This window comes from Kribbella sp. NPDC051952 (assembly GCF_040680855.1).
Lineage (GTDB): Bacteria > Actinomycetota > Actinomycetes > Propionibacteriales > Kribbellaceae > Kribbella.
Genome location: NZ_JBFAXQ010000024.1, coordinates 18374 through 31449, shown reverse-complemented (window position 1 = coordinate 31449; position 13076 = coordinate 18374). Strand labels below are relative to the sequence as shown.

Genomic DNA, 13076 nt, shown 5'->3' with positions numbered 1-13076 from the left:
CCCTGATCCGATCCCTGATCCCGGCGGATAGGCTTGGGGGGCTCAGACCACTTCCCCTGGAGGTACGACGGTGTCGGCCGACTTCAACTACTCCGATCTGCTCCCGTTGGGTACTGACGAGACGGAGTACCGGCTGCTGACGACTGAGGGTGTCAGCACCTTCACGGCAGGAGATCGGACCTTTCTGCAGGTCGAGCCCGACGTGTTGCGGGCGCTGACCGCGGAGGCGATGCACGACATCTCGCACTACCTGCGGACCGCGCACCTCGCCCAGCTGCGCCGCATCATCGACGACCCGGAGGCGTCCGGGAACGACCGCTTCGTCGCGCTCGACCTGCTGAAGAACGCGAACATCTCGGCCGGCGGCGTACTCCCGATGTGCCAGGACACCGGCACCGCGATCGTGATGGGCAAGAAGTCCGAGGGCGTGCTCACCGGCGCGGTCGACGAGGAGTGGATCAGCCGCGGCGTGTACGACGCCTACACCAAGCTGAACCTGCGGTATTCGCAGATGGCCCCGCTGACCATGTGGGACGAGAAGAACACCGGCTCCAACCTGCCGGCGCAGGTGGAGCTGTACTCGACCCCGGCGGGTGGCGGCGATCCGGCGTACAAGTTCCTCTTCATGGCCAAGGGTGGCGGCTCGGCGAACAAGTCGTTCCTGTTCCAGGAGACCAAGGCGGTGCTCAACCCGGCCGGGATGATGAAGTTCCTGGACGAGAAGATCCGCTCACTCGGGACCGCGGCCTGCCCGCCGTACCACCTGGCGGTCGTGGTCGGCGGCACGTCGGCGGAGTTCGCGCTGAAGACCGCGAAGTACGCGTCCGCGCACTACCTCGACACGATGCCGACGGCGGGATCGCCGCTGGGGCACGGGTTCCGGGATCTGGAGCTGGAGGAAGAGGTCTTCAAGCTCACGCAGGACTTCGGCATCGGCGCGCAGTTCGGCGGGAAGTACTTCTGCCACGACGTCCGCGTGATCCGGCTGCCGCGGCACGGTGCGTCCTGCCCGGTCGCGATCGCGGTGTCGTGCTCGGCGGACCGGCAGGCGCTGGCGAAGATCACGCCGGAGGGTGTGTTCCTGGAGCAGCTCGAGCGGGATCCGGCGCGGTTCCTGCCGGACACCACCGACGAGCATCTCGCCGATGACAGTGACGTCGTACGGATCGATCTGAACCGGCCGATGAGTGAGATCCGGGCCGAGCTGTCCAAGCTGCCGGTGAAGACGCGGCTGTCGTTGAGTGGGCCGCTGGTGGTGGCGCGGGACATCGCGCACGCGAAGATCAAGGAGCGGCTGGACGCGGGCGAGCCGATGCCTGACTACTTGCGCGATCACGCCGTGTACTACGCGGGGCCGGCGAAGACGCCTGAGGGGTATGCGTCGGGGTCGTTCGGGCCGACGACGGCGGGACGGATGGACGCGTACGTCGATCAGTTCCAGGCGGCGGGTGGTTCGTTCGTGATGCTTGCCAAGGGCAACCGGTCGGCGAAGGTGACGGCGGCGTGCAAGGAGCACGGCGGGTTCTACCTGGGCTCGATCGGCGGGCCGGCCGCTCGGTTGGCGCAGGACTGCATCAAGTCGGTCGACGTGCTCGAGTATCCGGAGCTCGGTATGGAGGCCGTCTGGAAGATCCAGGTCGAAGACTTCCCCGCCTTCATCGTCGTAGATGACAAAGGCAACGACTTCTTCACCGACACCAGAAAGCCAGTCCCCCTAACAGTCCGCCCCAGAAGCTAAAAGAAGATCAACCGGTGGTTCCAGGGTGGGTCAGCTTGCTTTGGTGGTTACTGGCTCTGGGAGTTTGACCAAGAGGGTCCGGGCGGCGCGGACCAGGTCTGCTTCGTTGTGGCCGAAGGCCTGGAGGTAACTACCGAGGGCGGATCTCAGGAGTTGCAGCTCCTCGGCTTCGAGCTCAAGTGTGTACATAGTTTTCACGGTACGACCGAACCGCTCGGAAAGACCCGCCCGTGATCCACCCGTTGTACGCCCGCTACCCGCCAGGCCACCCAACCATCCCCAGCACCTCCACAGCAGTGGCTTCGGGCTCCCGATCGTTGCTCACGGTGAAGTCCTGCACAGCCTCATGCTTCACCGCCAACGCGGCCTGCAGATCCCACTCCGGCCCACGCGTGTCCCGGGTCCTCTCCGCAATCACCTCCGGCGCAGTCTCCAACCGGACCACCCGTACGTCGCACCCCTCCAACGCCCACGTGTACGCCGCCCGCTCATCAGCCGTATCCACCGGCCCACTCACCACCATGAACCGCGCACCCACATCCCGGTACGTCGCCCACACCGCAGCGAGGTTGTGGACCCGCAACTGATCGTGGAACCCCAGTCCGGGCAGCGCAGCCCGGTCATGCAGCGCCGGCCCCGCCCGCTTCGGCCCGAACTGCGCCACCGCATCCAGGTCGAGCACCCCCGTTGGATGCTGCTCAGCGGTGAGGAGACCGGCGACGGCCTGCGCGATAGTGGTCTTGCCGGCACCTCCGACCCCGCTCAGCAACAGCGCCTGTGCAGCGGTCAACTGTGGAGTTCCTCGGCGATGAGTATCGGCTGGTGGGAGGTTGGCGCCACCGGGATGTGCCAGTGCGGTGGCGGCGTCCAGTCCTTCCAGCCATCGGCGAACGGCGACGTCCAGGCCTCGATGTCGCGAATGGCCGCGTGGGCATCAGCGATGATTGCCTTCGCCTCTGCAGCCGTGAAACGCCCGGCGGTGACAGCACCTTCCAGCTCGTCCTCGTCCTTCCACTCGATCGTGCGGTCCGGCTGGATCCACAGGTCGAGCACGTGATCGACCGTGCTGGTCCGGCGAGCCTCGGTGTCCCGGACATGCGGCGTCTCGAGGTTCACATACCAGCCTCGGAACGACCCGTCGTCGTCCCAGAAGTGCCACACCGACCACGGCTTCTCCGGCGGCAGCACCTTGAGAATCCCCGTGCCGCGCCAGACATCCAGCTTCAGCACCCGCTCCTCGGTGAACATCCCGATCGGACCGGCGTGCCGCGTCTCCCGACCGTCCGCGAGCACCGGCTTGATCAGCGGCGTACCGGGAGCGAGCCAGGCAACCAGCCCGTCCTCGTCGTCCCGCACGACCGTCATCGGCCGGACGTTCGGCTTGTCCGCGTGCCGCCCGGTCCCCTCGTAGATCCACTCGATCGTGGTCCCCGGCTCCCAGAATCCGTCTCCCGGGGCGGCTCCGTTGCCCGACGTCACGACTCTGCCGCCCGCGTCATCGACAGTACGTCGAGAGCCGCATCCAGCTGCTCCTCGGTCAGGTCACCCTTCTCGACGTGACCGTTCTCGATCACGACCTCGCGGATCGTTTTGCCTTGTTTCAAAGCACTCTTGGCGACCGCAGCCGCGTTCTCGTACCCGATGTAGCTGTTCAGCGGGGTCACGATCGACGGCGACGACTCGGCCAGCGCGCGAGCGTGCTCGACGTTCGCGGTGATGCCGTCGACGCAGCGGTCGGCCAGCAGCCGGGAACTGTTGGCGAGCAGCGTGATCGACTCGAGCAGGTTGCGCGCGATCACCGGAAGCATCACGTTCAGCTCGAAGTTGCCGCCGGCACCGGCCACCGTGATCGCGGTGTCGTTGCCGATCACCTGGGCGGCGACCATCAGCGTCGCCTCGCAGATCACCGGGTTCACCTTGCCGGGCATGATGCTCGACCCCGGCTGCAGATCCGGCAGCGCGATCTCGCCCAGCCCGGCCCGCGGTCCGGAACCCATCCAGCGCAGGTCGTTGCAGATCTTCGTCAGGCTGACCGCGATCGTCTTCAACTGCCCGGACAGCTCGACCAGCCCGTCCCGCGCCCCCTGCGCCTCGAAGTGATCCTCGGCCTCACTGAGCTCGAGCCCGGTCCGCCGATTCAGCTCAGCGATCACCGCCGCCGCGAACCCTGGTGGCGTGTTGATCCCGGTGCCGACCGCCGTCCCGCCGAGCGGCAACTCGGACACCCGCGGCAGCGTCGCGCGGACCCGATCCGCACCCCGCCGGATCTGCTGCGCATACCCGTTGAACTCCTGCCCCAGCGTCACCGGTGTCGCATCCATCAAGTGCGTCCGCCCGGACTTCACGACCTCGGCGAACTCAGATCCCTTACGTGACAGGGATTCCGCCAGGTGCTCGAGCGCCGGCAACAGGTCCTGTACGACGCCCGCCGTCGCCGCGACGTGGATCGCCGACGGGAAGGTGTCGTTGCTGGACTGCGACGCGTTGACGTGGTCGTTCGGGTGCACGTCGGCGCCAAGGGACCGGGTCGCCAGCGTGGCGAGCACCTCGTTGGCATTCATGTTCGTCGACGTCCCCGAGCCGGTCTGGAACACGTCGATCGGGAACTCCGCGTCGAACTCCCCCGCCGTCACCTGGTCAGCCGCCGCCACGATCGCGGCGGACCGCTCCCCGTCCAGCACACCCAGCTCCGCGTTCACGACCGCGGCCGAAGCCTTGATCTGCGCCAGCGCGTGCACGAGCGCCGGCGCCAGCGGCCGCCCGGAGATCGGAAAGTTCTCCACCGCACGCTGAGTCTGCGCCCGCCACAACGCGTCCCGAGGCACCTTGACCTCGCCCATCGTGTCGTGCTCGATCCTGAATTCCACGTCATCACCCATACCTGCAGAGTACGTCGCTCTGTGCTGCCGTCAGGACCCGATCTTCAGTCTGTGGATAACGAGCCCTGGTAGACGTAGTACAGCTCGTCGCGTCCCTGCAGGCGGACCGGCACCGGCATCACCGCGGCCACCTCGAAGACCTCGGCGACCGCGTCCTCCAAGGCGGAGGAGGCTGACGACGACCAAACCGTGAGTACGCCGTCCGGCCGCAGCTTGGACCGGCATACCTCGAGGAACGATGGCGCGTAGATGGCCGAGTTCTCGTTGTAGACAAGGAAGTCCGGGCCGTTGTCGACGTCCAGCAGGATGGCGTCCAAGGAGGCATCCGGTGACGCGGCAACTACCACCTGGACGTCGCCCACCTCGACCGAGACGCGGGGATCGTCGAGGACCGACGGGACCAGACCCGATCGCATCCAGGCGACCAGATCGGGCTCGATCTCGGCGACCGTGATCGACCCCACACGGTCGTCGGCGAGGAGCGCTCGTACGGTGTAGCCGAGCCCCAGACCACCCACGAGCACCCGGTCAGGACGCCGTACCGAGGCCAGCGCGGCCGACGCCAACAGCTCCTCGCTCGAGGTCTCCCGGTCGTCCATCACGAACACGCCGTTCACCCGCAACTCGAGTGCACCGTCGTCACGCCGCCGCAGGACAACCTCACCGCGTTCACTGACAGTGCGGGCCAGCTCGGGCAGCGTCAGTACCAGCCCTTGGCCTGTGAGTGGCCCCAGGCGGAGCAGGGGGAGCCGTAGGTGTTGTCGATGTAGTCGAGGCCCCACTTGATCTGGGTGACCGGGTTGGTGCGCCAGTCCTTGCCGTACCGCGCCATCCGGTTGCCGGGGAGGGCCTGCGGGATGCCGTACGCCGTGGAGCTCGGGTTGTCGGCGTCCACCCGCCAGCGCGACTCCTTGTTCCACAGCTTCTCGAGGCAGCTGAACTGCCCCTCGCCCCAGCCGTGGTCGGGCAGGAGGTTCAGCGCGACCTCCTTCGGGGTGCCCTCGAGCTTCTTGCGCTCGGCGTCGCGGCTGGCGCGCTCCTCGCGGGAGTTCGCCTCGGTCTTCTGCAGCGCCTTGTACCGCTTGAGCATGGCGTTCTTGGCCGCGGACTTCAGGTCGGACTGGTCCTGCAGGGCCTTCTGCTCGGCCACCTGGGCCTCGATCTGGTTCCGCAGCCGGGTGACCTCCTGGGCCTGTTCCTCGGCGGTCTGCGGCTTGGCCGACGGCGTTGAGGGCACGTGGGCCTTCTCGCTGTTCAGCACGGCCATCTCGGCCCGCCCGGAAACCTGTTCCGAGGCACTGCTGCTCCCTGGGGAGCTGAAGAGGTCGATACCCGCGACCACGGAGACGACGGCGATACCAGTCACCGAGAGAGCCGCGACGGAGCGCTTCGCTTTCATCTGTCCTTCCGAGAAAACCCGACCCCCGTCGGCTGCAACGAGAACATACTCTGGCGTAAACCGAGCGTGATCACAAGCAGGTCACAGCCGAACGGTGCGGCCGCCAGCGTGGCGACCGCACCGTCCAACGAAGTCTTACCCCTGCTTTACACGGGAGCTATGACCCAAGCGGGCCAACGCTCCTTACCAATACCTTCCCCGCCCCACCGCCCCGGTCACAACTGCAGATCGTCCAGCATCTCGGTGACCAGGGCCGCGATCGGCGAACGCTCCGACCGGGTCAGCGTCACGTGAGCGAACAACGGATGACCCTTCAACTGCTCGACCACCGCGACCACGCCGTCGTGCCGGCCGACGCGGAGGTTGTCCCGCTGGGCCACGTCGTGGGTGAGCACGACCCGCGAGTTCGCGCCGACGCGGGACAGCACCGTGAGCAGTACGTTCCGCTCCAGCGACTGCGCCTCGTCCACGATCACGAACGCGTCGTGCAGCGACCGGCCGCGGATGTGGGTCAGCGGCAGTACCTCGAGCATGCCGCGGTCCATCACCTCGTCGATCACGTCACCACCGGCCAGCGCACCCAGCGTGTCGAACACCGCCTGCGCCCACGGCTGCATCTTCTCCGACTCGGTGCCCGGCAGGTACCCGAGCTCCTGGCCACCGACCGCGAACAGCGGCCGGAACACGACCACCTTCTTGTGCTGGCGGCGCTCCATCACCGCCTCGAGACCGGCGCACAGCGCCAGCGCCGACTTACCCGTGCCGGCCCGGCCGCCGAGCGAGATGATCCCGACGTCGGGATCCAGCAGCAGATCGAGCGCGACCCGCTGCTCGGCGGACCGGCCACGCAGCCCGAACGCCTCCCGGTCGCCCCGGACCAGCCGGATCCGCTTGTCCGGCATCACCCGGCCGAGCGCACTGCCCCGGTCGGACAGCAGCACCAGCCCGGTGTGGGTCGGGAACTCACCGGCCTCCGGCAGCTCCAGTACGCCGTTCTCGTACAGGTCGTCGACCGCCTGCGTCTCGACCTCGAGCTCGGCCATCCCGGTCCAGCCGGACTCCAGCGTCAACTCGGCCCGGTACTCCTCGGCCATCAACCCGCAGGCCGAGGCCTTGACCCGCATCGGCAGGTCCTTCGAGACGAGCGTGACGTCGCGGCCCTCGGCCTTGAAGTTGCAGGCCACGGCCAGGATCCGGCTGTCGTTGTCGCCGAGCCGGAAACCGGCCGGCAGCGTCTCAGGATCGGTATGGTTCAACTCGACCCTGAGGGTTCCACCCTTCTCCCCCACTGGTAGGGGCGCGTCAAGACGTCCGTGCAGGATCCGGAGCTCGTCGAGCAGTCGCAGCGCGGTGCGGGCGAAGTAGCCGAGTTCCGGGTGATGCCGTTTGGCCTCCAATTCGGTGACGACGACCACCGGGACGACCACCTCGTGCTCGTCGAACCGCAGCATCGCGTGCGGGTCCGAGAGAAGCACCGAGGTGTCCAGCACGAAAGTACGCTGGGCCGGTGTGGATGAGGTACTTGACGCCTTGGCGTGGGTGGCAGCCATGTCGCACGTCCTCTCGGGCCGCGACGTGCACCACGCCCGGCCCACCAGTGGTTAGGTGATGGACCGGGAGCTGGCCCCAGGGTCTGGTGCAGACCCCGACCGCTGCGCTACCAGAGCGACAGCGGGAACCAGTGAGATCGAGACGTAACGTCTCGGGCACTCCGTTCTGCCCCTCATGGGGCAACCGGCTGGCGAACGATTCTCAAGCTGATCGGGCCTCCCGGACAGCCGGCTTCCCCTCCGACCGTCATAGTCAGGGTAGGAGGGTCCCGCAAACGCCGCAGCCCGACACGCCCGCCCACGGGGTTAACAGGGTGTTACGACTTTCCCACCCGCGCGAGGGAGCCGGTTCCCTCCGCCGGGTGATCCGGTACGGCGACCACCCGGCAACGCTGGGTGCATGAGGAAGAACTGGCCGTTGTGGACCGGTTACGCAACCGCGATCTGGTCATCGGCGTACGGCGTACTCGGCGTCTACTGGGCGCTCGGTGGATCCGCCTACCCGTTCGCGCACGTGGTGGACGACCGGGCCACCGCCTCGGTCCTTGAAGGAGCGCCGGTGCAGGTGGTGGCGCCGGTGATGGCGGTGATCGGGCTGGGTGGCGCCGTACTCGCGATCGTGATGACGCGGAGGCGAGCCCGCGGGTGGGTCCTGCAGACGATCGCGGCGGTCCTGGCCGTCGGACTGGCGCTCGTGATCCCGGACTACACGCTGATCGCGATCGTCGCGCTCTCCCCCGCGATCATCGTGTTCGCGTTCACCGGCGTACCGGGTGATCAGGCCGGGATCGGCGACATCCTGTACTGGCACCGGGTGAACCTGATCATCGTGTTCCTCGGCGGACTGTTGTGGGCGGCAACCGCGATCGCCTACCACCGCCGGAGCCGCAACGCCTGCGTTTCCTGCGGTCGCAGCGATCGGACCGCACCCGCGTGGACGAGCCCCGAGTCGGCGCTGCGCTGGGGCAGGTGGGCCGTCGCCGTCGCGGTGGTGGCGAACCTTCCGTACGAGTTCACCCGGGTGGCCTGGTTCCTCGGCTGGCCATTGGGGATCAGCGATGACTTCCACCAGATGATGGCCGACACGCCAGGCATGCTGGAGCTGGGCCTCGGCATGGCGCTGTTGGGCGTCGGCGGCGGCGTCCTGACGCACGGCCTGGTCCACCGCTGGGGTGAGGTCTACCCGCGCTGGATCTGGTTCAAGGCGGGCCGACGGGTCCCACCGCTCCTCGCGATCATCCCGGCAGCGCTGGTGGCCGTCGTACTCATCCCAGCCGGCCTGATGAACGCCCAATTGCCCCTGGACGGCGACAACTGGGCCATCAACGCTCCAGGCATCCTCTGGACCGTGTGGGGTGCCGCTCTGGGCGCAGCGACATACGCCTACTACCTACGACGTCGTACGCCGTGCACCCGGTGCGGGCGCGGGATCACGTCCCGAAGCGTCGTTCCCGTTGGGCGTAGCTTCGGACTGCGCGGAGGAAGTCGACGTGGCGGAAATCAGGCCACAACGCTTCACAGAAGTAGAACTCGCTCAGCGCGCTCTGCCAGAGCAGGAAGCCACCGAGGCGCTGCTCACCCGACGTCCGGATGACCAGGTCCGGGTCGGGCTGCCCCTTCGTATAGAGGTGCCGGGCGATGTGCTCGACGTCGACGCGCTCGGCGAGCTCCTCGATCGAGATGCCCTGCGCGGCCTCCTCGAGCAGGAGGGAACGGACCGCGTCGGCCAGTTCGCGGCGACCGCCGTACCCGACGGCGACGTTGACGAGCATCCCGTCGACGCCCTGAGTCGCCGCCTCGGCGCCCTTCAGGACCTCGGCGGTGGCTCCGGGCAACAGGTCCAGCGCACCGACCGGGTGGATCCGGTAGCGGCCGATCGTGGTCAGCTCTTCGACGGTCTGCTCGATGATCCGCAGCAGCGGCTCCAGCTCGTCGGACGGCCGGGTCAGATTGTCGGTGGACAGCATCCACACCGTGACGACCTTGACGCCGACGTCGTCGCACCAATCGAGGAACTCGGAGATCTTGTTCGCCCCGGCCTCGTGACCGCGCGACACCGGGTCACCGACCGCCCGGGCCCAGCGCCGGTTCCCGTCGATGATGACGCCGATGTGCCGGGGGATCCGGTCCGGGGCCAGCGATCGCCGCAACCGGCGTTCGTACAGGACATACAGCGCGTTGCGCAGCTTCTGTTTGCCAGGTGTCCGCATGGGCTGGGTCGTCTCCTCCAAGGCTCTCGGAGACGAGGCTAGCCCAGATTGGCCCCAGGTTGAGAGGGCACAGAAGAGGTTGGAACCAAGGTGCCAGGCGATCGAACTTTCGCCGAAGTTCGTGCGTCGGACACGCGGGCGGCGGTGTGCCGACCGGTGATCTCGCCTACATTTCACCCTTACGGACGATAGGAACCTACGGTTGCGTAGGTTACGGTTGCGTAGGTAAGACGCAAGGCCTGAACCGCCCAACACCCCTCGGAAGGACGGCGATGACCGCTACCAGCGCCCAGCCCCAAGAAGCCGGCCACAAGCTGTCCGGCCGCCTTGGTCCGCTCAAGCCCAAGCTTCGCGGCTGGCTGCACGCCGGTACTTTCCCGCTGGCCACGGCAGGCGGCATCGTCCTGATCTGTCTCGCCCCGCACTCCAACGCCCGCTGGGCCGCCGCGGTCTATACCGTCGGCGCGATGCTGCTGTTCGGCATCTCGGCGCTGTACCACCGGTTCTACTGGGGCAAGACCGGCGAGGCGATCCTGCGCCGGCTCGACCACAGCAACATCTTCCTGCTGATCGCCGGCACCTACACCCCCCTCGGGATGGTGCTGCTGCACGGCAAGGACCGCCTGCTGATGCTCGGCCTGGCCTGGGGCGGAGCCTTGGTCGGCATCCTGTTCCGGGTCTTCTGGGTGGGCGCGCCGCGCTGGCTCTACACCCCGATCTACCTGGCCCTCGGCTGGGTCGCGATCTTCTGGATGGGCGACATCTACCACCAGGGCGGCGCCGCGGTGGTCACGCTGATCGCGATCGGCGGCGGGCTGTACTCGATCGGTGCGGTCATCTACGGCACCAAGCGGCCGAACCCGTCCCCGCGCTGGTTCGGTTTCCACGAGATCTTCCACGCCTTCACGGTGGCCGCCTTCATCTGCCACTACATCGCCGTCAGCATCGCGACGTACCGGGCCGGCTAACCGCCCAGTTCGCGCAGGGTTGCGCGGAGTACGTCGTACCGCTCGGGGCCGAGGCGTTCGGCCCAGATCTCCTCGACGCGTTCGATCGCGGCCACACTGAACGCGACCGCCTCCTCGCCACGGGCGGTCCGGCGGACCAGCCGGACCCGGCGATCACCGCTGAGCCGGTCGGACTCGGTGTACCCGAGCTTCTGCAGGTAGTCGACGTGCTGCCCGAGGCCCTGTTTCGTCATCCCGGCGACCTCGGCCAGGTCCGTGATTCGTGCCCCTTCGGGCGGAATCAGCTCGAGCAGCCGGTAGTGCGAGACCCGCAGCCCGGGGAAGTTCTCCTCCGAGGTGTCCAGGATCTCCAGCCGGAGCCGCTTCATCGCTCCACCGAGCAGTCCCGCGATGTGATCGGGCCATGGTCCGGTCACCGGGCTCGAAAGGTCGTTGACGGAAGTCATAAGGCAATTTTACTATCTCAATAGTAAGGCTGCTTTACTTCTTTCCGTGCCAGCCCTGAAGACTGGCTGAAGGTACGGGCGGACGATAGGCGGCAGAACGCACTTTGGGGGGACGACATGACGATCACCGCACTCGAGCCGCTGGGCCGCGACGCCCCGTCCGTAGACGACTTCACCGCCCTGGTCCGGACCATCACCGCAGACCCGGGGGCCACGCCGGGTGACGTCCGGGTGGAACCGGTCGACTACCCGATCGGTACGCCGAGCACCGAGGCCCTCCTGCGGCTCTTCGGTACGGCGACCACCACGAGCGGGGAGGTGGTCGACTGGTCGTGCTTCATCAAGAAGTTCCAGTCCGCGCGGCACTGGATCTACGTCGACATGGTGCCTGAAGGGTTCCGGGAGGCGTTCATCCAGAACCTGCCCTGGGAGCTCGAGATCGCCGTCCACCGGAGCACCATCGCGGACGTGCTCCCCGAGGGCATGCGGCTGCCCAACGCCTACCGGATCGACGTGTACGACGACGACCGCGGCACCCTGTGGATGGAGAACGTCGTCCAGGAGCCGGGTCCGTGGCCGATGGAGCGGTTCGAGCGGGCGGGGTACCTGCTGGGCCGGCTCTCCGCGCGTCGGCAGCCGCATCTGGTCGAGCCACTGCTCCCCCGCGGCAACGTGACCACCCCTGGCGTCGGGCTGCGCTACTACACCGGCGGTCGCGTGCAGATGGCCGCACTGCCGACCATCGCCAACCCCGAGACCTGGAAACACCCCTTGCTGGCGGCCGCGGTCTGCAACCTGGGCGACCACGGATTGCGCGACGATCTGCTCGACCTCGGTGAGCGGTTGCCCGCCGTACTCGATGCTCTCGACGCGCTGCCGCAGTGCTATCAGCACGGGGATGCGAGCCCGCAGAACCTGCTGGTCGCCAAGGACAAGCCGGACGAGTTCGTGGTGATCGACTGGGGCTTCGACTGCCCGCAGGCGATCGGGTTCGACCTGGGTCAGCTGCTCGTCGGGCTGGCGCATGCCGGTGAGCTCGCGCCGGAGGCGCTGCCGATGGTGCACAAGGTCATCTTCAAGGCGTTCCTGAAGGGCCTGGCCGAAGAGGGGATGCAGGTGACCGAGGAGCAGGTGCTGTACGGCTACCTCGGCTCGCTCTGTGCGCGTGCGACGTTCACGGCGCTGCCGTTGGAGGAGATCACCAGGATGGGCGGCGGAGCGACCCTCCAACTGTTCGAGGAGCGCGTCCAGCTCACCCGCACTCTGGTCGATCTCGTGTCACCAGTGGTCTGACGATCACATTTCAGTCGTGTCACAGCTGCAACGAACACCCCTGCTGCGTGTATCCATGGTGCGTGAGGAACCTGAGCAGATACGCAGTGATCGCCGCAGCCGCCGGTCTCGTACTGAGCGGGTGCGGGAACGAGTCCGACGGCGGCGCGGGTAATCCCCCGCCGTCCCAGGCATCGAGCAGCGCACCCGGAACACCGAGCGGTACGCCGACTGTGACCCAGTCGACCCCGGTCGGCGCGGGTCTGCCGTTGCGGGTCTCCAGAACCGGCGGGTTCGCCGGGTTCGACGACCAGGTGCTGATCGACACCGACGGCGTCGCCACGGTCAGTTCGCGCGGCAAGGACCCGGTCCGGTGCAAACTCGACCCGACCCTGCTGGCGACCATCACCACGGCCGCTCAGCAGGTCGACTGGGCGAGCGTCGTTGCGACCAAGCCCACCGCCAAGCACCCCGACGACATGATCATCGCGGTCTCGGCGAACGGGAAGACGGCCCGGATCGAGGACCCCAAGCTGAAGCCGCTGACGGCTCCGGTGAGCAAACTCCTCACCGAAGCCGCCATCCCACCAGGCAAACTCTGCAAGCCGGTCTAG

General features: G+C 67.5%; 13 protein-coding genes. 4 read left to right on the top strand and 9 right to left on the bottom strand.

Features of this window, described 5'->3' with window-relative positions; genetic code table 11:
- The first annotated feature begins 70 nt into the window (after positions 1-70).
- The gene (locus AB0L70_RS33195; protein WP_363690743.1) at positions 71-1738 is read left to right on the top strand and encodes a fumarate hydratase; all 1668 of its coding nucleotides are present in this window, start codon (positions 71-73) and stop codon (positions 1736-1738) included.
- Between the two features lie 30 nt (positions 1739-1768).
- On the opposite strand, the gene AB0L70_RS33190 is transcribed toward AB0L70_RS33195, so the two are convergent.
- The 8 genes from AB0L70_RS33190 to AB0L70_RS33155 all read right to left on the bottom strand — a co-directional run bounded on the left by AB0L70_RS33190 (position 1769) and on the right by AB0L70_RS33155 (position 9776).
- Entirely contained in the window at positions 1769-1927 is a 159-nt protein-coding gene (locus tag AB0L70_RS33190) for a hypothetical protein (RefSeq protein ID WP_363690742.1), read from the bottom strand.
- 64 nt (positions 1928-1991) lie between these two features.
- Positions 1992-2528, bottom strand: a complete 537-nt coding sequence (locus AB0L70_RS33185; protein WP_363690741.1) for an AAA family ATPase — start codon at positions 2526-2528, stop codon at positions 1992-1994.
- Positions 2525-3217: a DUF402 domain-containing protein gene (locus AB0L70_RS33180; RefSeq protein WP_363690740.1), complete on the bottom strand. Its 693-nt coding sequence runs from the start codon at positions 3215-3217 to the stop codon at positions 2525-2527. The genes AB0L70_RS33185 and AB0L70_RS33180 overlap by 4 nt, the downstream gene beginning before the upstream one ends.
- A complete protein-coding gene (locus AB0L70_RS33175) occupies positions 3214-4617 on the bottom strand; it encodes a class II fumarate hydratase (RefSeq protein ID WP_363690739.1) in 1404 nt (467 codons plus the stop codon). The genes AB0L70_RS33180 and AB0L70_RS33175 overlap by 4 nt, the downstream gene beginning before the upstream one ends.
- 44 nt (positions 4618-4661) lie before the next feature.
- Positions 4662-5399 (bottom strand): hypothetical protein, encoded by a 738-nt coding sequence (locus AB0L70_RS33170; protein ID WP_363690738.1) that lies wholly within the window; start codon positions 5397-5399, stop codon positions 4662-4664.
- Positions 5318-6016: a hypothetical protein gene (locus AB0L70_RS33165; protein ID WP_363690737.1), complete on the bottom strand. Its 699-nt coding sequence runs from the start codon at positions 6014-6016 to the stop codon at positions 5318-5320. Before AB0L70_RS33165 ends, AB0L70_RS33170 begins: the two co-directional genes overlap by 82 nt.
- Before the next feature lie 215 nt (positions 6017-6231).
- Complete coding sequence (locus AB0L70_RS33160) at positions 6232-7566, bottom strand: PhoH family protein (RefSeq protein WP_363690736.1); 1335 nt, start codon at positions 7564-7566, stop codon at positions 6232-6234.
- Positions 7567-8996: 1430 nt separating this feature from the next.
- Positions 8997-9776 carry an isoprenyl transferase gene (locus tag AB0L70_RS33155; protein WP_363690735.1) on the bottom strand — a complete coding sequence of 260 codons (780 nt, stop codon included), beginning with the start codon at positions 9774-9776 and terminating at the stop codon, positions 8997-8999.
- Between the two features lie 272 nt (positions 9777-10048).
- On the opposite strand from AB0L70_RS33155, the gene AB0L70_RS33150 reads away from it, so the two are divergent.
- Positions 10049-10744 carry a hemolysin III family protein gene (locus tag AB0L70_RS33150; protein ID WP_363690734.1) on the top strand — a complete coding sequence of 232 codons (696 nt, stop codon included), beginning with the start codon at positions 10049-10051 and terminating at the stop codon, positions 10742-10744.
- Here AB0L70_RS33150 and AB0L70_RS33145 read toward each other — a convergent pair.
- Positions 10741-11190: a MarR family winged helix-turn-helix transcriptional regulator gene (locus tag AB0L70_RS33145; protein ID WP_363690733.1), complete on the bottom strand. Its 450-nt coding sequence runs from the start codon at positions 11188-11190 to the stop codon at positions 10741-10743. The genes AB0L70_RS33150 and AB0L70_RS33145 overlap by 4 nt on opposite strands.
- A gap of 117 nt (positions 11191-11307) precedes the next feature.
- Here AB0L70_RS33145 and AB0L70_RS33140 point away from each other — a divergent pair, with 117 nt between their 5' ends.
- Positions 11308-12483 carry a phosphotransferase gene (locus tag AB0L70_RS33140; protein WP_363690732.1) on the top strand — a complete coding sequence of 392 codons (1176 nt, stop codon included), beginning with the start codon at positions 11308-11310 and terminating at the stop codon, positions 12481-12483.
- An 86-nt stretch (positions 12484-12569) separates the two neighbouring features.
- A complete protein-coding gene (locus tag AB0L70_RS33135; RefSeq protein ID WP_363690731.1) occupies positions 12570-13076 on the top strand; it encodes a hypothetical protein in 507 nt (168 codons plus the stop codon).

Coding starts and splice junctions, on each gene's coding strand:
- AB0L70_RS33145 (WP_363690733.1), bottom strand. CDS start 11,190: ATGACTTCCGTCAACGACCTTTCGAGCCCGGTGACCGGACCATGGCCC.
- AB0L70_RS33175 (WP_363690739.1), bottom strand. CDS start 4,617: ATGGGTGATGACGTGGAATTCAGGATCGAGCACGACACGATGGGCGAG.
- AB0L70_RS33160 (WP_363690736.1), bottom strand. CDS start 7,566: ATGGCTGCCACCCACGCCAAGGCGTCAAGTACCTCATCCACACCGGCC.
- AB0L70_RS33155 (WP_363690735.1), bottom strand. CDS start 9,776: ATGCGGACACCTGGCAAACAGAAGCTGCGCAACGCGCTGTATGTCCTG.
- AB0L70_RS33140 (WP_363690732.1), top strand. CDS start 11,308: ATGACGATCACCGCACTCGAGCCGCTGGGCCGCGACGCCCCGTCCGTA.
- AB0L70_RS33150 (WP_363690734.1), top strand. CDS start 10,049: ATGACCGCTACCAGCGCCCAGCCCCAAGAAGCCGGCCACAAGCTGTCC.
- AB0L70_RS33190 (WP_363690742.1), bottom strand. CDS start 1,927: ATGTACACACTTGAGCTCGAAGCCGAGGAGCTGCAACTCCTGAGATCC.
- AB0L70_RS33165 (WP_363690737.1), bottom strand. CDS start 6,016: ATGAAAGCGAAGCGCTCCGTCGCGGCTCTCTCGGTGACTGGTATCGCC.